Annotated in this window: 15 protein-coding genes; 13 read left to right on the forward strand and 2 right to left on the reverse strand. The window is 67.6% G+C overall.

What is annotated here, in order from left to right; genetic code table 11:
* Positions 1-44: 44 nt before the first annotated feature.
* The 5 genes from DTS01S_RS21820 (at position 45) to DTS01S_RS21840 (ending at position 9,735) form a co-directional block, all read left to right on the forward strand.
* A complete protein-coding gene (locus DTS01S_RS21820) occupies positions 45-3,626 on the forward strand; it encodes an indolepyruvate ferredoxin oxidoreductase family protein (protein ID WP_017404057.1) in 3,582 nt (1,193 codons plus the stop codon).
* Positions 3,627-3,958: 332 nt separating this feature from the next.
* Entirely contained in the window at positions 3,959-4,294 is a 336-nt protein-coding gene (gene yajC / locus DTS01S_RS21825; protein ID WP_016449366.1) for a preprotein translocase subunit YajC, read from the forward strand.
* A 91-nt stretch (positions 4,295-4,385) separates the two neighbouring features.
* Positions 4,386-6,308 (forward strand): protein translocase subunit SecD, encoded by a 1,923-nt coding sequence (secD, locus tag DTS01S_RS21830; protein ID WP_017404055.1) that lies wholly within the window; start codon positions 4,386-4,388, stop codon positions 6,306-6,308.
* Positions 6,309-6,321: 13 nt separating this feature from the next.
* Positions 6,322-7,272, forward strand: a complete 951-nt coding sequence (gene secF, locus DTS01S_RS21835; RefSeq protein ID WP_017404054.1) for a protein translocase subunit SecF — start codon at positions 6,322-6,324, stop codon at positions 7,270-7,272.
* Positions 7,273-7,311: 39 nt separating this feature from the next.
* Positions 7,312-9,735, forward strand: coding sequence for a DUF1631 family protein (locus tag DTS01S_RS21840; RefSeq protein ID WP_061288751.1), 2,424 nt, complete (start codon positions 7,312-7,314; stop codon positions 9,733-9,735).
* Between the two features lie 143 nt (positions 9,736-9,878).
* Here DTS01S_RS21840 and dprA read toward each other — a convergent pair whose 3' ends face one another.
* Together dprA and DTS01S_RS21850 are read right to left on the reverse strand one after the other, a co-directional pair.
* The gene (gene dprA / locus DTS01S_RS21845; protein ID WP_061288753.1) at positions 9,879-11,084 is read right to left on the reverse strand and encodes a DNA-processing protein DprA; all 1,206 of its coding nucleotides are present in this window, start codon (positions 11,082-11,084) and stop codon (positions 9,879-9,881) included.
* A 25-nt stretch (positions 11,085-11,109) separates the two neighbouring features.
* Complete coding sequence (locus tag DTS01S_RS21850; RefSeq protein WP_047218912.1) at positions 11,110-12,315, reverse strand: LysM peptidoglycan-binding domain-containing protein; 1,206 nt, start codon at positions 12,313-12,315, stop codon at positions 11,110-11,112.
* A gap of 199 nt (positions 12,316-12,514) precedes the next feature.
* Between DTS01S_RS21850 and def the strand changes: the two genes are divergently transcribed.
* The 8 genes from def to DTS01S_RS21890 all read left to right on the forward strand — a co-directional run bounded on the left by def (position 12,515) and on the right by DTS01S_RS21890 (position 18,417).
* Positions 12,515-13,027 (forward strand): peptide deformylase, encoded by a 513-nt coding sequence (gene def, locus DTS01S_RS21855; protein WP_061288755.1) that lies wholly within the window; start codon positions 12,515-12,517, stop codon positions 13,025-13,027.
* Entirely contained in the window at positions 13,024-13,557 is a 534-nt protein-coding gene (locus DTS01S_RS21860) for a membrane protein (protein ID WP_034366210.1), read from the forward strand. Before def ends, DTS01S_RS21860 begins: the two co-directional genes overlap by 4 nt.
* Before the next feature lie 36 nt (positions 13,558-13,593).
* Positions 13,594-14,577 carry a methionyl-tRNA formyltransferase gene (fmt, locus tag DTS01S_RS21865; protein WP_061288757.1) on the forward strand — a complete coding sequence of 328 codons (984 nt, stop codon included), beginning with the start codon at positions 13,594-13,596 and terminating at the stop codon, positions 14,575-14,577.
* The gene (locus DTS01S_RS21870; protein WP_061288759.1) at positions 14,574-15,440 is read left to right on the forward strand and encodes an AzlC family ABC transporter permease; all 867 of its coding nucleotides are present in this window, start codon (positions 14,574-14,576) and stop codon (positions 15,438-15,440) included. The genes fmt and DTS01S_RS21870 overlap by 4 nt, the downstream gene beginning before the upstream one ends.
* A complete protein-coding gene (locus DTS01S_RS21875) occupies positions 15,440-15,775 on the forward strand; it encodes an AzlD domain-containing protein (RefSeq protein WP_012202761.1) in 336 nt (111 codons plus the stop codon). The genes DTS01S_RS21870 and DTS01S_RS21875 overlap by 1 nt, the downstream gene beginning before the upstream one ends.
* Before the next feature lie 192 nt (positions 15,776-15,967).
* On the forward strand, positions 15,968-17,161 hold the full coding sequence (locus tag DTS01S_RS21880) for a phosphoglycerate kinase (protein WP_026062985.1): 1,194 nt from the start codon (positions 15,968-15,970) through the stop codon (positions 17,159-17,161).
* Between the two features lie 120 nt (positions 17,162-17,281).
* Positions 17,282-17,821, forward strand: coding sequence for a hypothetical protein (locus DTS01S_RS21885; protein ID WP_046985999.1), 540 nt, complete (start codon positions 17,282-17,284; stop codon positions 17,819-17,821).
* Complete coding sequence (locus DTS01S_RS21890; RefSeq protein WP_017407706.1) at positions 17,818-18,417, forward strand: FlgO family outer membrane protein; 600 nt, start codon at positions 17,818-17,820, stop codon at positions 18,415-18,417. Before DTS01S_RS21885 ends, DTS01S_RS21890 begins: the two co-directional genes overlap by 4 nt.
* The last annotated feature ends 69 nt before the right edge of the window (positions 18,418-18,486 follow it).

Here is an 18,486-nt window from a genome sequence, read left to right on the forward strand (position 1 = left end):
CGGGCAGGACATGACAGGGCGCCGACCATCGATGGAGACAAGCCATGAATGCCCCACTGCCCGAAGACGTGCGCCGCGCCCTGGAGACGGTCACCCTCGACGACAAATACGCTCTGCAGCACGGCCGTGCGTTCATGAGCGGAGTCCAGGCCCTTGTACGCCTGCCCATGCTGCAGCGCCAGCGCGACGCTGCAGCGGGCCTGAACACCGCAGGCTTCATCAGCGGCTACCGGGGCTCCCCGCTGGGCGGCTATGACCAGGCGCTATGGGCCGCGAAAAAGCACCTCGAATCCAACAACATCGTCTTCCAGCCCGGCGTCAATGAAGAGCTGGGCGCCACGGCCGTCTGGGGCACGCAGCAACTGGATCTCTATCCCGAGACCAAGAAGTTCGACGGCGTCTTCGGCCTGTGGTACGGCAAGGGCCCGGGCGTGGACCGCTGCTCCGACGTGTTCAAGCACGCCAACATGGCGGGCACGGCCCGGCACGGCGGCGTGATCGCGCTGGCCGGCGACGACCACATCAGCAAGAGCAGCACGGCCGCCCACCAGAGCGACCACATCTTCAAGGCCTGCGGCACGCCGGTGTTCTTTCCCAGCAATGTGCAGGACATCCTGGACATGGGGCTGCATGCCTTTGCCATGAGCCGCTTCTCGGGCCTGTGGTCGGGCATGAAGACCATCCAGGAGGTGGTCGAGTCCTCGGCAAGCGTCTCGGTGGAGCCGGACCGCGTGAACATCATCCTGCCCGAGGACTTCCAGATGCCGCCCGGCGGCCTGCACATCCGCTGGCCCGATGCGCCGCTGGAGCAGGAGCAGCGGCTGATGAACTACAAGTGGTATGCGGCCCTGGCCTATGTGCGCGCCAACCGGCTCAACCACAACGTGATCGAGGGCCCCAACGACCGCTTCGGCCTGATCGCCAGCGGAAAGGCCTACAACGACATGCGCCAGGCCCTGGCCGACCTGGGCCTGGACGACGACACCTGCCGCCAGCTGGGCATACGCGTGCACAAGGTCAACGTGGTCTGGCCGCTGGAGGCCACCATCACGCGCGACTTCGCGCGCGGCCTGCAGGAAATCCTGGTGGTGGAGGAAAAGCGCCAGGTCATCGAATACCAGATCAAGGAAGAGCTGTACAACTGGCGCTCCGACGTGCGGCCCAACGTGGTCGGCAAGTTCAGCGACGAACACGGCGGCGAATGGTCGGTGCCCAATCCCAGCCAGGATTGGCTGCTGCGCCCCAATGCGGACCTGACGCCGGCCCTCATCGCGCGCGCCATCGTCCAGCGCCTGACCAAGATCGGCGTGCCCGAACACATCGCCCAGCGCATGCATGAGCGCATTGCCGTGCTGGACGCCCGCGAGGCCGCGCTCAAGGTGGCCCAGAGCCAGCCCACGGGCGACCGCGTGCCATGGTTTTGCAGCGGCTGCCCGCACAACACCAGCACCCGCGTGCCCGAGGGCAGCCGCGCCGTGGCCGGCATCGGCTGCCACTACATGACGGTGTGGATGGACCGCTCCACCAGCACCTTCACGCAGATGGGCGGCGAGGGCGTGACCTGGGTGGGCCAGGCGCCCTTCACCAAGGACGCCCATGTCTTCGCCAACCTGGGCGACGGCACCTACTTCCACAGCGGCCTGCTGGCGATACGCCAGAGCATCGCGGCCGGCGTGAACATCACCTACAAGCTGCTGTACAACGACGCCGTGGCCATGACGGGCGGCCAGCGCGTGGGCGAGCGGCCCGAGGGCCATTCGGTGCTGCAGATCATGAACAGCCTCAAGTCCGAGGGCGTGGCCAAACTGGTCATCGTCACCGACGAACCCGCCAAGTACGACGGCGTGCCGCTGGCCGAGGGCGTGACCGTGCACCACCGCGACGAGCTGGACCGCATCCAGCGCGAGTTCCGCACCCTCAAGGGCTGCACGGCCATCATCTACGACCAGACCTGCGCCACCGAAAAGCGCCGCCGCCGCAAACGCGGTACGCTGGCCACGCCCGACAAGACCGTGGTCATCAACGAGCTGGTCTGCGAGGGCTGCGGCGACTGCTCGGTGCAGTCCAACTGCCTGTCGGTCGAGCCGGTGGAGACCGAGTTCGGCCGCAAGCGCCGCATCAACCAGAACACCTGCAACAAGGACTACTCCTGCGTGAAGGGCTTTTGCCCCAGCTTCGTCACCATCGAAGGCGGACAGCTCAAGAAGCCCAAGAAGGAGAAAAAGGGCGACCTGTCCATGCTGCCCGCCATCCCGGAGCCCGTGCTGCCGGTGGCCGAGCAGGCCTGGGGCATCGTGGTGGCCGGTGTCGGCGGCACGGGCGTGATCACCATCGGCTCGCTGCTGGGCATGGCGGCCCACCTGGAGGGCAAGGGCGTGATCACCCAGGATGCGGCCGGCCTGGCGCAAAAGGGCGGCTCCACCTGGAGCCACATCCAGATCGCCAACCGCCCCGAAGCCATCTACACCACCAAGGTGGACATGGCCAAGGCCGACCTGGTGATCGGCTGCGACCCCATCGTCACGGCCACGCCGACCACCATGTCGGTGATGCAGCCGGGCCGCACCTTCGTGGCGCTCAACAGCCACGGCTCGCCCACGGCAGCCTTCGTCACCAACCCTGACTGGCAGGCACCGGACGACCGCTGCGCCAGCGCCCTGGCCCAGGCCGTGGGCCCCGAGCTGCTGGGCAGCTTCGACGCCGAGCAGGTGGCCGTGCAACTGCTGGGCGACAGCATCTACACCAACCCGCTGATCCTGGGCTACGCCTGGCAAAAGGGCCGCGTGCCGCTGTCGCATGCGGCGCTGATGCGCGCCATCGAACTCAACGGCGTGCAGGCCGACAACAACAAGGCCGCCTTCGAGTGGGGCCGCCGCTGCGCCCATGACCTGGCTGCCGTGCGCGCCCTGTTCCAGACGGCCCAGGTGATCCAGTTCGTCAAGAAGCCTTCGCTGACCGAGATGGTGGCCAAGCGCGTGGACTTCCTCACGGCCTACCAGAACGCCGCCTATGCGGCCGAGTACCAGGCCTTCGTGGACAAGGTCCATGCCGCCGAGCGCGCCGTGGCGGGCTCGGGTACGCGCCTGTCGCAAGCAGTGGCCCGCTATCTGTTCAAACTCATGGCCTACAAGGATGAGTACGAGGTCGCGCGCCTGCACACCGATGCGGCCTTCAGCCAGCGCATCGCCAGCATGTTCGAGGGCGACTACCGCGTGGTCCACCACCTGGCGCCGCCGTCGTCGGCCGCCAAGGACGAGCAGGGCCATCTGGTCAAGAAGTCCTACGGTCCCTGGATGCGCAAGGCCATGCAGGTGCTGGCGAAGATGAAGGGCCTGCGCGGCACGGCGCTGGACCCCTTCGGCCGCACGCAGGAGCGCCGCACCGAGCGCGCACTGATCCAGGAATACCGCCAGTGCATAGAAGGACTGCTGTCCGAGCTCACGCCCGAGCGCCTGGCGCTGGCCGTGGAGATCGCCAGCATTCCCGAGGACATCCGCGGCTACGGCCACGTCAAGGAGCGCAACCTGGCTGCGGCCCGCACCAAGTGGAAGGCGCTGATGGCACGCTGGAACGCCCCGTCACGGGGTGCGGGCAGCACGGGACAGCCCGCAGTCGGCGTGGCCTGAAACCACACGGACAGCCCCGCCACAGGGGCGTCCTGTAAGATCGCGGCCGCCGCCCGTACCGTGAGGTGCGGGCGGCGCGGTTGCCTCCGGGGCCGCTTCAAGTGCCGTCACGCCGGGCGCAAAAACCACGAAAAACCGCGCTCCGCCCCTTTAAAAACGGCAGATGGCCGCCAGTTGCAGCCATCGTCGCCGAAAAACCCGCAGCAGCCAGATCCTGGCAGCCCATGTGGGTCAGGGCTGACGCATACAATGCTCCGTTCTCCTGCGCGGGCCCGTGCATATCGGCGTGCGCAGCGACCCTTTTTCGACCTTCCAATCCTGGAGTCTTGCCCGTGTTTATTTCTTCCGCTTTTGCCCAGACCGCACCCGCAGCAGCAGCCTCCGGTGGCGACTTCATGTCGCAGTTGATGGGCATGGCGCCTCTGGCGCTGATGTTCGTGGTGCTGTACTTCGTGATGATCCGTCCGCAGATGAAGCGCCAGAAGGAGCATCGCTCCATGATCGAGGCACTGGCCAAGGGTGACGAAGTGGCAACGGCCGGCGGCATCATCGGCCGCGTGACGCGCATGTCCGAGCAATTCCTGCACATCGAGATCGCCTCGGGTGTGGAAGTCCAGATCCAGCGCAGCGCCGTCGTCCAGGTGCTGCCCAAGGACACGCTGAAGTAAGCGCTGTCCCTGTCTTGCGGGTGTGCGGACCGCGCAGGCGGCAGCACACCCTTTTGTGCGTTGCTGTCTACAAAGAGCGAAGAGCGCGATCATGAACCGATATCCGGTCTGGAAGTACGCGATCATCGTGATCGCGCTGCTGGTAGGGGTGCTCTACACCCTGCCCAATTTTTTCGGTGAGGCGCCTGCGGTGCAGGTCTCCTCGGCCAAGGCCACCATCAAGGTGGACAACGCCGTGCTGCATAAAGTCGAAGAGGCCTTGAAGGCTGCCGATGTCAAGCCCGACGTCCTGTCCATCGAAGGCACCTCGGTGCGCGCGCGCTTCAACACGCCCGACGAGCAGCTCAAGGCCAAGGACGTGATCCAGAAGGCCCTGATCCCCGATGCCAACGACCCGGCCTACATCGTGGCCCTGAACCTGGTGTCGCGCTCGCCGCAATGGCTCACGGCCGTCGGCGCCAAGCCCATGTACCTGGGGCTGGATCTGCGCGGTGGCGTGCACTTCATGCTGCAGGTGGACATGGCCGCCGCCCTGACCAAGAAGGCCGACTCCTTTGCCGGCGACCTGCGCAGCTCGCTGCGCGACAAGAACATCCGCCACGGCGGCGTCTCGCGCAACGGCAACACCGTCGAGATCCGCGTGCGCGACGAAGCCATGCTCACGGCCGCGCGCAACCTGGTCTCCGACCAGTTCCCCGATCTGGCAGCCACCTCCGAGCCGGATGGCGCAGGCTTCAAGCTGCTGGCCTCCATCAAGCCCGAAGCCCTGCGCAAGGTGCAGGAGCAGGCGCTCAAGCAGAACATCGTCACCCTGCACAACCGTATCAACGAGCTGGGCGTGGCCGAGCCCGTGATCCAGCAGCAGGGCCTGGACCGCATCATCGTGCAACTGCCCGGCGTGCAGGACACGGCCAAGGCCAAGGACATCCTGGGCCGCACGGCCACGCTGGAAGTGCGCCTGGTCGACGAATCCTCCGAGGCGCGCGGCGCCGAACTGGGTTCGGGCCCCGTGCCCTTCGGCTCCGAGCGATACCTGGACCGCAACGCCCAGGCCGTGATCGTGCAAAAGCAGGTCGTGCTGACCGGCGAGAACCTCACCGACGCACAGCCCGGCTTCGACAGCCAGACCCAGGAGCCCACGGTCAACCTGGTGCTGGATGCCAAGGGCGCACGCATCTTCAAGGACATCACGCGCGAGAACGTGGGCAAGCGCATGGCCATCATCCTGTTCGAAAAGGGCAAGGGCGAGGTCGTGACGGCTCCCGTGATCCGCACCGAGATCGGCGGCGGACGCGTGCAGATCTCGGGCCGCATGACCACGGCGGAAGCCAACGACACGGCCCTGCTGCTGCGCGCCGGCTCGCTGGCCGCGCCCATGGAGATCATCGAGGAATACACCATCGGCCCCAGCCTGGGCGCCGACAACATCAACCGCGGCATCCACTCCGTGGTCTGGGGCCTGGTGGCCATCGCGGCCTTCATGTGCGTGTACTACCTGCTGTTCGGCGTGATCTCCACGGTGGCCCTGTCGGTCAACGTGCTGCTGCTGCTGGCCATCCTGTCCATGCTGCAGGCCACGCTGACCCTGCCCGGCATCGCCGCCATGGCGCTGGCGCTGGGCGTGGCCATCGACTCCAACGTGCTGATCAACGAGCGCATCCGCGAGGAACTGCGCGGCGGCGCGTCGCCGCAGGCGGCCATCCATGCGGGCTATGAGAACGCCTGGCACACCATCCTGGACTCGAACGTGACCACGCTGATCGCGGGCCTGGCGCTGCTGGCCTTCGGCTCCGGCCCGGTGCGCGGCTTCGCCGTGGTGCACTGCATCGGCATCCTGACCAGCATGTTCTCGGCCGTGTTCTTCTCGCGCGGCCTAGTCAACCTCTGGTACGGCCGCCGCAAGAAGCTCAAGAGCATTTCCATCGGCCAGGTCTGGAAGCCTGAAGACACCAGCCAGCTGCGCTCGGTGACGGCCAAGGGATCCAGCGTCGCCGATTCCGGCGCCAACAACTGAAAGGGGGAAGACCATGGAGTTCTTCCGCATCCGCAAAGACATCCCCTTCATGAAGTACGCGTTGATCCTCAACGCGGTGTCCTTCATCACCTTCGCGCTGGCCGTGTTCTTCCTGCTCACCCGCGGCCTGCACCTGTCCGTGGAATTCACGGGCGGCACCGTGATGGAGGTGGCCTATACCCAGCCCGCCAACATCGCCAAGGTGCGCGACACGGTCGCCGGCCTCGGCTACGCCGATGTCACGGTGCAGAACTTCGGCACATCGCGCGACGTGATGATCCGCCTGCCCGTGCAAAAGGACGTGACCTCGGCCCAGCAAAGCGAGCAAGTACTCACGGCACTCAAGAAGGAAGACGCCGAAGTCACGCTGCGCCGCACCGAGTTCGTGGGCCCGCAGGTGGGTGACGAGCTCATGCACAACGGCCTGATGGCCCTGGGCTTCGTGGTGCTGGGCATCGTGATCTACCTGGCCATGCGCTTCGAGTGGAAGTTCGGCGTGGCCGCCGTGATCGCCAACCTGCACGACGTGATCATCATCCTGGGCTTCTTCGCGTTCTTCCAATGGGAGTTCTCGCTGTCGGTGCTGGCCGGCGTGCTGGCCGTGCTGGGCTACTCGGTCAACGAGTCGGTCGTGATCTTCGACCGTATCCGCGAAGCCTTCCGCAAGTTCCGCAAGCTCAGCACCACCGAGGTGATCGACCACGCCATCACCAGCACCATGAGCCGCACCATCATCACCCACGCCTCCACCGAGGCCATGGTGCTGTCCATGTTCTTCTTCGGCGGTCCCAGCCTGCACTATTTCGCGCTGGCGCTGACCATCGGCATCCTGTTCGGCATCTATTCCTCGGTCTTCGTGGCCGCCGCCATCGCCATGTGGCTGGGCGTCAAGCGCGAGGATCTGATCAAGGCGCCCAAGGCTTCCTCGGACCCCAACGACCCCAACGCCGGCGCCACCGTGTAAGCGGATGTTTTAGCCCTGGACCGGCTTACACTCCCGGGCATGCCCTCCCTGCCCCACCCTTCCAACGCGCCTGCTGGCCCCCAGTCCTCCCTGGGCCAGCAGGCGCGTTTGCATTGGGTGCGAGGACTGTGCAAGGGCCTGCCCGGCGTGGCCCAGCAGCTGCTGGCGCAGATGGAGCAACAGGCCCAGGCCGTGGGCACGCAGCGCGAAATGCAGGAGCGGCGTGAAGCCTGGGGCAACTACCGCCAGCACCAGAACGCCTGGCTGAACGCCAGCATGCAGGCCCTGCAAGGCGCGCTGCAGCCGGCCAAAGCCGCGCCTGCCGCCGTGCCGCAGCGCGGCGCGCTGCAGTTCGAGTTGCTCAGCGACGATGTGGTGGAGAACAAGATCCTGGCCTCCCGCATGGCCCTGGCCATGGGAGAGACCGCAGCGCCGGCCTTCGACACGCTGCGTCTGCGCATGCAGTTCATCGAGGGCCGCGAGCTGCCCTCGGACGATATCCTGCGCACCGAAACCGTGTGCCGGCACCTGGTCGAGCAATGGCTGGCCACGGGCCTGCAGCGCGGTGATCTGCAGCGCGTGCTGGACCTGCTGCAGACGGCCCTGGCGCCCGTGCTGGTGACCGAGTACCAGGCCGCCCATGTGCTGCTGGACGGCCTGGGCGTCACCCGCTCACAGGACGTGGCCATGCGCGTGCGGCGCACCGAGGCAGGCAACTCCACGCGCGCCATGGGCCTGGGCCAGACCGCCGCGCCACCTGCTGCGGCATCGCAGCATGCCACTGCATCACAGCATTCCTCGGCCTATGCGCCCACGCAGATGGGCGGCGTGCCCGGCGCTGCCGCCTACCCGCCCGACACTGCGGCGCCCCCCCATGGCCAGATGCCGGCGATGCCCGTCATGCCCGTAGGCCTGACAACCCTTTCGCGCGCACGCCACCGCGCCCAGGAAGTCGTGGGCCAGTTGCGCCGCCTGCTCATGCAGCCGGGCGTGGGCGTGCAGGGCCTGGTGCCCGGTGTGGGCGCAGGCATGCCCCAGGCGCCCGCATCGGCCGCGCTGACCCAGGCCTTGCTGGAGCAGCGCGTGGTGGCCCAGACGCAGTACCAGCAGATGCTGGCCCAGGGCCTGACCACGCTGCACATCGATGTCAGTCCGGCTGCCATCGGCCAGCTGGTCGGGCAGGTGCGCGAACGTTCGGCCGACCTCAAGCGCAAGGCCACCACCTCGGGCGAAAAGGCCACCATCGAGATCGTGGCCCTGATGTTCCAGGCCATCCTGACCGAGGACCGCATCCCGCCCTCGGTGCGCGTCTGGTTTGCCCGGCTGCAGGTGCCGGTGCTGCGCGTGGCACTGGCCGAGCCGGAATTCTTCAGCAACCTGCGCCATCCGGCCCGGCTGCTGATCGACCGCCTGGGCTCCTGCGTGATGGGATTCGACGCCTCCAGCATCAGCGGCAGCGCGCTGGAGTCCGAGATCCGGCGCATCGTCCAGGTCATCGAGCAATACCCCGAAACGGGCCAGAAAGTGTTCGTGCTGGTGCTGCGCGAGTTCGAGGATTTCCTGGCGCGCTACCTGACCCAGTCGCAGGACAAGGCCAAGATCGTCACCGTGGCCCAGCAGGTGGAGCAAAAGGAAACCCTGGCCATCCAATACACGATCGAGCTGCGCCACCTGCTCACCGACATGCCGGTGCGCAAGGAGATCCGCGAGTTCCTGTTCAAGACCTGGACCGAGGTGCTGGCCCTGGCCGCCGTGCGCCACGGCGCCAAGGACGCGCGCACCATGCGCTTCAAGCAGGCCGCCAGCGAACTGGTCTGGGCCGCCAGCGCCAAGCCCACGCGCCAGGAACGCTCGCGCGTGATCCAGACGCTGCCGACGCTTTTGCAGACCCTGCGCGAAGGACTGGCCCTGATCGGTGTCACGGGCGACGCCCAGTCCACGCGCATCAAGCTGGTCACCGACACGCTGGCCGAGGCCTTTGTCTCCAAGACCGCGACCATCGCCCCGGCCCGCATCGAGGCCATGGCGCAGCGGCTGGCCCATCTGGAGCAGTACATCAATGAAGACGGCATGCTCGACGAGGACATGCCGCTGTCGCCCGAGAACATCGAGATGATCCTGGGCGTGGACACGGCCGGCCTCAACGTCATCCCGAGCACGAACACGGCCGTGGAGCCGGTGATGCTGGAATGGGCGGCCTCTCTGGAGACGGGCCGCTGGTTCACCCTGGACCACAACGGCGCGCGCATCCAGGTGCAATACACCTGGCGCAGCCGCCGCAAGCAACTGCACCTGTTCGCCGCGCTCGATGGCACCTGCCACCTGCTGCAGCTGCGGCGCATGGCCTCCTACCTGCAGTCCGGACTGCTGGCCGTGCATGACGAGGAGGCGCTCACCGTGCGCGCGACGCGGGATGCGCTGCAGAAGATTCAGGCGAACCCTGAAAGGCTAAGCTCCCCCTGAGGCGCTACGCGCCTTCCCCCCGGGGCACGGCGCCTCTCTACCCGCTTCGCGGGGGAGGGGGACGATGCCCTCGGCTAGGCGCCCCTACCGCGAGGCGGCTCTTGCTCGGCATCTCCCGCTTGGGGACGCGCCAGTTTTTGAGATCAGGCCTGGGCCAGGCGCTGGAACAGGCCGCCGGGCAGGCGTTCCACGCGGCCTTCCAGTTCCAGCTCCAGCAGGTGGGCCTGCAGGGCTGCGGCGTCCATGCCTGTGCGGTCCATGAGCTCGTCCAGCGACAGCGGGTCGTGGGCCAGGGCGCGCAGGGTGGCGTCGCTCTCAGGGTACTGGGCGGACTGGACAGCTACCGCTGCCGATACAGGCTTGGGAAGCGGCAGGCGCGCGGCCGTGCCCTGCAGCTCATCGAGCACGTCCTGCGCCGTTTCCACGAGCTTGGCGCCCTGGCGCAACAGCGCATGGCAGCCGCGCGACTGGGGCGCGTGGATGGAGCCAGGAATGGCAAAGACTTCGCGGCCCTGTTCGCTGGCCAGCCTGGCCGTGATCAGCGAGCCCGACTGCAGGGCCGCCTCGACCACCAGCGTGCCCTGGGACAGGCCCGCGATGATGCGGTTGCGCTGCGGAAAGTGCGCGGCCATGGGGCCGGTGCCCAGCGGATATTCGCTGACGATCAGCCCGTGGCTGGCCACTTCGCGGGCCAGGGCGGCATGGCGCCGCGGGTAGACCTGGTCCAGGCCCGTGCCGACGACGGCAATGGTGATGGGAGCACCCAGCCCGCCCAGGCGTGGCGCCGCGCGCAGCGCGCCTTCATGGGCCGCGCCATCCACGCCCTGCGCCAGTCCGGAGACGATGCACAGGCCGGCCTCGGCCAGCGCCTGCGCCATGGCACGCGCGTTGGCCGCGCCCTGGACCGTCGGCCCGCGGCTGCCGACCATGGCCAGGGACTGTGGATAGGGGAACCAGGGGCCAGAACCTGTCATGCAGCGCTCGCTGCCCTGCACATGCAGCAGCAGCGGCGGATCTTCGGTCTGCAGCAGCGCCTGCGGATACTGGGGATGGCCCAGCGCAAGCACGGCATGCAACTGCCCGGAAGCGGGCTGGTCCAGCCATTGCGCCGTGGCCGCCACAAGCTGCTCCAGGCGCTGGGGCACGGTCTGCAGGGCATGGGCCTGAGCGGCGGTCACCAGTCCGTGCCAGGCGGACGGCGGGCCGCTCCAGATGTCCTGCGCACCACCGCAGGCCGCCAACAGACGCCGGGCCGTGGTGCGGCCCACTCCGGGCGTCAGCAGCAGCCGGAGCCAGGCAGAGAGTTCGTCAGGAGCCAACCGGTCCGTGGACTGCAGGGCGGCCGCCATGACGCTGCCGGCAGGCCGTGGTGGCTCAAGGAGCCGGCGAGGTCAGGCTGTCGCCGACCTCGACACCGCGCCGCGCCTCCAGGATCAGCGCGTAGGAGACGCGATCGAAGGTCCGGAACACCATGGCATGGCCGTTGTGTTCGTCGGGCAGTTGCACCTCTTCCTTTTTCTCGCCCGTCTTGTCCACGATGCGTGCGCCGCGGCGTATCAGCTCCAGCACCGTGCCCACGTCCATGCCGTCCTGCGTGCCCTTGTTGATGGCAATGACCTGGTTGTTGGCCGCCCAGCGCACGGCCTGATCACCGTACAGGGAAACCACATGGGCCTTCACTGCCTGTTGCGGCGCGTGGGGCGCGTAGTTCATGTAGGTGCGCTCGGGCGCGGGCAGCAGGCGGTCGCCGGCGCGCATTTCGGTCTTGGAACGCGACAGGTCCACCGTGGCGGGAGAGTTCTGCTGGTGCTTTTCGCCCTTGCTGTCGACGATCTCCAGCGTGGTCTCGCCCTCGATGAGATCGGCCAGGCCCAGGTACTTGGCCTCATAGCCCAGCACCTCGCCGGAGATGGGGTCCTTGAGCGCCACGGCATCGCGGAAGACGCGGTACTGGCGCGGCAGGCCGTCCCCCTTGCGCAGCGGCGCCTCGGCCGTGCCGCGTGCATAGGCGCGGTCGCCGCTGGCCATGAGCACGCGCTCGTCTGTGGTGGCGATCAGGCGTGGCGCGCGCAGCAGCGTTTCGGCATCGACGACCAGGGGCTCGGCCAGGAAGGGCTCGATCAGATGGGGCTGCAGCGTGGGCAGGGCCGCCTGGGCCAGGGATTCGCTGCGCGTGCTCGGAGTGATGCGGACCACGCCGGGCTCTCCGCCATCGCCCATGGGGCGGGCCGTGCTCAGGCGGGCGTAGCCGTCACGCTTGTCCAGGTACAGCACCTGGCCCGGATAGATGAGATGGGGGTTGGCGATGGCCTGCATGTTCATGCCCCACAGCTCGGGCCAGCGCCAGGGACGGCGCAGGAACATGCCGGAGATGCCCCACAGCGTGTCGCCACGCTTGACGGTGTAGCTGTCGGGCGCATCGGGCGCCAGCTCACCCACGGGAACGCCCTGCTGCGCCACCTGCTGGGCTGCCGAGCGCTGCGATGGCGTCACCGGATACTGCTGCGCGTGGGCCGCCGCACACGCGGCGATCAGGGCCGAGGCAACAGTCCAGGTACGAGCTGTGGCGAATGCAGTCATGGAATTCCTCTTCTTGTGTCTGACACAGCGTCCCTCCTAGGCACTGCGGCACGGCCGATCTTGTCATGAACGGCCATACAGGTCTTACAAATCAGCAAAGATTCTGCGTGCAAGGCCATGAGAGGGCAACGCTTATTGCGTCGTCCCGCTGCGCCCAGGCAGAAAAGTGGCGAAAATAACGACATTCACCGACCACGCCATGTCCATTCTGCCCATTCTTTGCTATCCCGACCCCCGCCTGCACACCGTCGCCAAGCCGGTCGCCAAGGTCGATGACCGCATTCGCCAACTGGTCCAGGACATGTACGCCACCATGTATGACGCCCAGGGCGTGGGGTTGGCCGCCACCCAGGTGAATGTGCATGAACGCGTGGTCGTGGTCGATGTCTCCGAAGGCCGCGACGAGCCCTTTGCGCTGATCAACCCCGAGCTGCTCTGGGCCAGCGACGAGAAGCAATTGGGCGAGGAAGGCTGTCTGTCCGTGCCCGGCATCTACGACGGTGTCGAACGCTCCACGGCCATCAAGATCAAGGCGCTGGACGAGAACGGCAACGAACGCATCATCGAGGCCGAAGGCTTCAAGGCCATCTGCATCCAGCACGAGATGGACCACCTGATGGGCAAGGTCTTCGTCGAATACCTGTCGCCGCTCAAGCGCAACCGCATCAAGACCAAGCTGCTCAAGCAGCAGAAACAGGCAGAACGCGCATGACCCGCCTGCCAGCGCCTCGCTTCATGCCGCGCTGGAAGATGGACGGCGCGGGCCTCGTTGCCTGGGCGCTGCTGGCCCTGTCCCTGCTGCTGGTCGGCTGCACCGTACCCGAGTGGCAAAAGCCCGGCACGCCACGGGCCGACATCGAGCGCTCCATGGGCCGCCCGACCCTGAGCCTGCCGCTGGACGGCGGAGGCACGCGCCTGGTCTACAGCTGGCAGCCTGCAGGCCAGCAGGTCTATCACATGGATTTCGACGCCAGCCAGCGCCTGGTGCGCGTGGAGCAGGCGCTCACCATCGAACGCTTCCACGCCCTGCGCAATGGCGAGGACACCCGGGAAAGCGTACGCCAGCTCTTCGGCCCGCCTGCGCTGATCGAGAGGGTCTACAGTTTCAACGGCGACATCTGGACCTACCGTATCCTGGAAAATGGCATTCGCCGCCAGGCCCATGTGCATATCGACCCCGCCGGCGTGGTGCGCCGCGTGATGTTCACCGACGAAGTGTTCAATGACGACGATCGGCGTTGAGCCTGCACACCGTCCCCACCGTCCCTACTGGATTGCATGAGAGTCATTTTTGCCGGCACGCCCGAGTTCGCGCGCGTTGCCCTTGAACGCCTGCTCGCCGCGGGCTTCACCGTTCCCCTGGTGCTGACCCAGCCCGACCGTCCCGCCGGGCGTGGCATGAAGCTGCAGGCCTCGCCCGTCAAGCAGTGCGCGCTGGAGCATGGCATTGCCGTGGCCCAGCCGCGCAGCCTGCGCCTGGACGGCAAATACCCCGAAGAGGCCGCCGCCGCCCGCGCCGCCATCGAAGCGGCCCAGGCCGATGTCATGGTCGTGGCCGCCTACGGGCTGATCCTGCCGCAGTGGGTGCTCGATACGCCCCCGCGCGGCTGCCTGAACATCCACGCCAGCCTGCTGCCGCGCTGGCGCGGCGCCGCCCCCATCCACCGCGCCATCGAGGCCGGCGATGCCGAGACCGGCGTCACCATCATGCAGATGGACGCGGGCCTGGACACGGGCGACATGTGCCTGGTCGAGCGCCTGCCCATCACCGCCGACGACACCACGGCCAGCCTGCACGACAAGCTGGCCGACCTGGGCGGGCGCCTCATCGTCGAGGCACTGGAGATGAGCGCCTGCGGCGGCCTGCCGCGCACGCCCCAGCCCGCCGAGGGCGTGAACTACGCGCACAAGATCGAAAAGGCCGAAAGCCAGATCGACTGGCACCAGGATGCCGAGGCCATTGCCCGGCGCCTGCGCGCCTTCAACCCCTTCCCGGGCGGCGCCACGCAGTACGGCGATGAATCCATCAAGGTCTGGGAGGCTCACGCCGACCCCGCCATCGCCGTGGGGACGGCAGCCCCCGGCACCGTGCTGTCCGCAGGCGCCGACGGCGTGCGCGTGGCCTGCGGCCATGGCGTGCTGTGCATGACGCTGCTGCAGCGCGCGGGCGGCAAGCGGCTGGCGGCCGGCGATTTCCTGCGCGGCTTCGATCTGCCTGAAGGAGCCGTTCTGGACGGTGCTGCCAGCGGCGGCACGCCATGAACCTGCAGCCCCTGGTGGAGCGCGCACGCGGCATTGCGCGCGATCCCGCCTTCATGACCGGCGTGCGCGACATGTCGGGCACCGCGCTGGGCATAGGCGCCTGGGGCCTGGTCACGGGCGTGGCCATGATCAAGAGCGGCATGTCCCTGCCCCTGGCGCTGTTCATGGGCCTGCTGGTCTATGCCGGCAGTGCCCAGCTGGCCGTGCTGCCGCTGATGGCCGTGGGCGCGCCCATGTGGGTGGTCTGGTTCACGGCCATCTGCGTGAACCTGCGCTTCGTCATCCTCAGCAGCATGTGGCGCAGCTACTTTGCCCACCTGCGCCTGCGCCACCGCCTGGCCATCGCCTATTTCAGCGGCGACGTGATCTTCGTGGGCTTCATGAAGCGCTACCCCGATGCCCGGCCCCAGCCCGAGCAGCTGCCCTATTTCTGGGGTGCCGCCTCGACCAACTGGCTGGCCTGGCAGATCCCGTCCACGCTGGGCATCCTGCTGGCCGACCAGGTGCCGCTGTCCTGGGGACTGGGCTTTGCGGGCGTGCTGGCCCTGATGGGCGTGCTGCTGTCCATGCTCAACGACCGGGCCACCTGGGTGGCAGGCGTGGTTGCGGCCAGCGCGGCCGTGGCGGCCTTTGCGCTGCCGCTCAAGCTCAATATCCTCGTGGCCATCGCTGCAGCCGTGGCCGCAGGCCTGCTGGCGGAAACGCTGCAGCAGCGCCTGCGCGCCCTGCAGGCGCCTGAAAAAGGGGAGTCGGGCCCGGTGATTCTCCCGCCCGATACAGCCCATGGCGAGCGCCATGCCCGGCTGCCGCTGGACGAAGACGTCCGACCCGTGGAAACAACCAAGGAAAAGGAAACGCTCTGATGGATCTGTCCTGGCTGTGGCCCTGGCTGGCCTGCGTGGGCCTGGCGGCCATCACGCTGTTCACACGCGCCTTCTTCCTGATTCCAGAGCGCGAGGTGCCCCTGCCGCAATGGCTCAAGCGCGGCCTCAAGTACGCGCCGCTGGCGGCCCTGGCGGCCGTGATTGCGCCCGAGATCGTGATGACCAACGGCCGGCTGATCTCCACCGTGGTCGATGCGCGCCTGCCGGCCCTGGCTTGCGCGGTCATGTATTTTTTTTACAAGCGCAGCATCATGGGAACGATCGCGCTTGGCATGGCGGTCTATCTGCCACTGCATATCGGCCTGGGCTGGTAGGCGCAGCGCGGCCGAGAGCGACCGAGAGCGCCCGGCTGCCCGGCTGAAACCGGATTACAGGCGCTCCCGATGCCCCGGATCGCCGGTGCGCCCGCCCGCTGCCGGGGCGGGCACGCCGCCTACAATGGCCGCGCTTTACCTCTTTTTCGTTTCAATTCCATGGCGATCGCCACCGATCGCAACGCCGCCGTCATGAACATTCTCCGCTTCTCCGATCTGTGCGCCCAGGGCAAGGCCCAGGGCCAGCGCGTCTTCATCCGCGCCGACCTCAACGTGCCCCTGAACGATGCTGGCGAGATCACCGAGGACACGCGCGTGCGCGCCTCCGTGCCCGCCATCGAGATGGCACTGAAGGCCGGCGCCGCCGTGATGGTGACCAGCCACCTGGGCCGTCCCACCGAAGGCGAGTTCAAGCCCGCCGATTCGCTGGCGCCCGTCGCCCGCCGCCTGGGCGAGCTGCTGGGCCGCGAAGTGCCCCTGGTCGCCGACTGGGTGGACGGCGTGCAGGTGGCGCCCGGCCAGGTCGTGCTGCTGGAGAACTGCCGCGTGAACGTGGGCGAGAAGAAGAACAAGGAAGAACTGGCCCGCAAGCTGGCCGCGCTGTGCGACATCTTCGTGCACGACGCCTTCGGCACTGCCCACCGTGCCGAGGGAACCACCTACGGCATCGCCCAGTTCGCGCCCATTGCCTGCGCGGGACCGCTGCTGTCGGCCGAGATCGACGCCATCACCAAGGCCCTGGCCAACCCGCGCCGCCCGCTGGCCGCCATCGTGGCCGGCTCCAAGGTGTCGACCAAGCTGACCATCCTGCAGTCGCTGGCCAAGAACGTGGACCAGCTCATCGTGGGCGGCGGCATTGCCAACACCTTCATGCTGGCGGCGGGCCTGAAGATCGGCAAGAGCCTGGCCGAGGCCGACCTGGTCGGCGAGGCCCGCGCCGTGATCGACGCCATGGCCGCACGCGGCGCCGAGGTGCCGATTCCCACCGACGTGGTGGTCTCCAAGACCTTTGCGGCCGACGCGCCCGCCACCGTCAAGAAGGCCACCGAAGTGGCTGACGACGACATGATCCTGGACATCGGCCCCGAGACCGCCGCCCGCCTGGCCGAGCAACTGCGCAAGGCCGGCACCATCGTCTGGAACGGCCCCATGGGCGTGTTCGAGTTCGACCAGTTCGCCAACGGCACCAAGGTCGTGGCCCAGGCGATTGCCGAGTCCGACGCCTTCAGCATCGCCGGTGGCGGCGATACCCTGGCCGCCATCGCCAAGTACGGCATCGAGGACAAGGTCGGCTACATCTCCACGGGCGGCGGCGCCTTCCTGGAGGTGCTGGAAGGCAAGACCCTGCCTGCCTTCGAGATCCTGCAAAAGCGCGCCAACGGCTGAGCACGGCAACATCCGGATACGGGGCACTTTCTTGTCAGTGCCTCGCGGCGAAGCCACAATCGACACTTTGCGCAGCTGCAGCAATCCGCCGCAGCGCGCCCCCGCACCGAGGAGAAATCCATGCGATCGTTCAAATCCGCCAGCGGCCTGGCCCTGGCGGGCCTATGCCTGGCCCTGGCGGGCTGCGTCAATGCACCGATGACCAGCTACTTCGAAGCCACGGCCCAGCCCAAGATCGGCGCTGCCGGCCACTGGGACTCCGTGGCCAACGATGTCGTCGCCAAGACGCTGGAGACACTGCAAAAGACCGGCATCGAGCGCACCACGCCGGTCCACGTGGCCCTGCCGGCCGAGCCCAGCCCGTTCGACAAGGGCTTTCGTGAGCTGATCATCACCAAGCTCGTGCAAAGCGGCGTGACCGTCATGCTGCAACCGGCCCAGGCCCAGCTGCAGGTGAGCTACGGCGCCCAGGTCGTGCGCCACGGCAAGCGCCTGCCCAACCCCGAACTCGTGCTGACGACGACGGTGGTGCGCAACAACCAGTACCTGGCGCGCAAGACCGACGTCTACTACCTCGAAAAGAGCGACGCCGTGCTGTTCACGGCCGAGGATGAGCGCCCCGAATTCCCCACCAAGAACCTGAAGGTGGTGGGCCAATGACGCTGCGCACGCCCCTCCTGCCGGCCGCGCTGGCTGCGGCAGCCCTGCTGTCCGCCTGCGCCGTGCCCGCCCCCGCGCCTTCGCCCGAGTTCTCGGCCGCACGCCGTGGCGAGCCCACCTACCAGTCGGCCGCAGCCAACCCCTTCATCGCCAGCAGCCGCGCTGCTGTGGACGAGCTGGTCAAGGGCCTGAACACCGAGGAACTGGGCGAGGCGCCCGTGCTCGTGGCCACCGTGGTCAACGTCAACGACCTGACGCGCTCGGCCCCGCTGGGCCGCACGCTCAGCGAGCTGTACGCCTCCCAGCTGTCCGCCAAGGGCTACAACGTCAAGGAGCTGAAGCTGCGCGGCGATGTGTACGTCAAGGAAGGCACGGGCGAGCTGCTGCTGTCGCGCGAGATCAAGGACATCGCCCGCAACCACAATGCGGCCCTGGTCCTGGTGGGCACGTACTCGGCGGCTGCCAAGTACACCTATGTGAGCCTGAAGCTGGTTCGCACCGACGACAGCCGCATCGTGCGCAGCCACGACTACGCGCTGCCCAACAACATCGACATCCAGCGCCTGCTGGGCGCCCCGGCCACGGCGCAACGCTGAGGCCCTGCAGCCTGACTGCGCTCGTGTGCGCAGTCAGGCTGCGTCTTCTTCTCCCGACCTTCCCCTGCT

The sequence above is a fragment of the Delftia tsuruhatensis NBRC 16741 genome (genome assembly GCF_001571325.1).
Taxonomy (GTDB): Bacteria; Pseudomonadota; Gammaproteobacteria; order Burkholderiales; family Burkholderiaceae_C; genus Comamonas; species Comamonas tsuruhatensis.

What these genes read in the sequence shown, in the direction of transcription:
- DTS01S_RS21890 (WP_017407706.1), top strand. Translation starts at nt 17,818, where the DNA reads ATGACGCTGCGCACGCCCCTCCTGCCGGCCGCGCTGGCTGCGGCAGCC.
- DTS01S_RS21840 (WP_061288751.1), top strand. Translation starts at nt 7,312, where the DNA reads ATGCCCTCCCTGCCCCACCCTTCCAACGCGCCTGCTGGCCCCCAGTCC.
- dprA (WP_061288753.1), bottom strand. Translation starts at nt 11,084, where the DNA reads ATGGCGGCCGCCCTGCAGTCCACGGACCGGTTGGCTCCTGACGAACTC.
- DTS01S_RS21875 (WP_012202761.1), top strand. Translation starts at nt 15,440, where the DNA reads ATGGATCTGTCCTGGCTGTGGCCCTGGCTGGCCTGCGTGGGCCTGGCG.
- secF (WP_017404054.1), top strand. Translation starts at nt 6,322, where the DNA reads ATGGAGTTCTTCCGCATCCGCAAAGACATCCCCTTCATGAAGTACGCG.
- fmt (WP_061288757.1), top strand. Translation starts at nt 13,594, where the DNA reads ATGAGAGTCATTTTTGCCGGCACGCCCGAGTTCGCGCGCGTTGCCCTT.
- DTS01S_RS21880 (WP_026062985.1), top strand. Translation starts at nt 15,968, where the DNA reads ATGAACATTCTCCGCTTCTCCGATCTGTGCGCCCAGGGCAAGGCCCAG.
- def (WP_061288755.1), top strand. Translation starts at nt 12,515, where the DNA reads ATGTCCATTCTGCCCATTCTTTGCTATCCCGACCCCCGCCTGCACACC.
- DTS01S_RS21850 (WP_047218912.1), bottom strand. Translation starts at nt 12,315, where the DNA reads ATGACTGCATTCGCCACAGCTCGTACCTGGACTGTTGCCTCGGCCCTG.
- DTS01S_RS21860 (WP_034366210.1), top strand. Translation starts at nt 13,024, where the DNA reads ATGACCCGCCTGCCAGCGCCTCGCTTCATGCCGCGCTGGAAGATGGAC.
- DTS01S_RS21885 (WP_046985999.1), top strand. Translation starts at nt 17,282, where the DNA reads ATGCGATCGTTCAAATCCGCCAGCGGCCTGGCCCTGGCGGGCCTATGC.
- DTS01S_RS21870 (WP_061288759.1), top strand. Translation starts at nt 14,574, where the DNA reads ATGAACCTGCAGCCCCTGGTGGAGCGCGCACGCGGCATTGCGCGCGAT.
- DTS01S_RS21820 (WP_017404057.1), top strand. Translation starts at nt 45, where the DNA reads ATGAATGCCCCACTGCCCGAAGACGTGCGCCGCGCCCTGGAGACGGTC.
- secD (WP_017404055.1), top strand. Translation starts at nt 4,386, where the DNA reads ATGAACCGATATCCGGTCTGGAAGTACGCGATCATCGTGATCGCGCTG.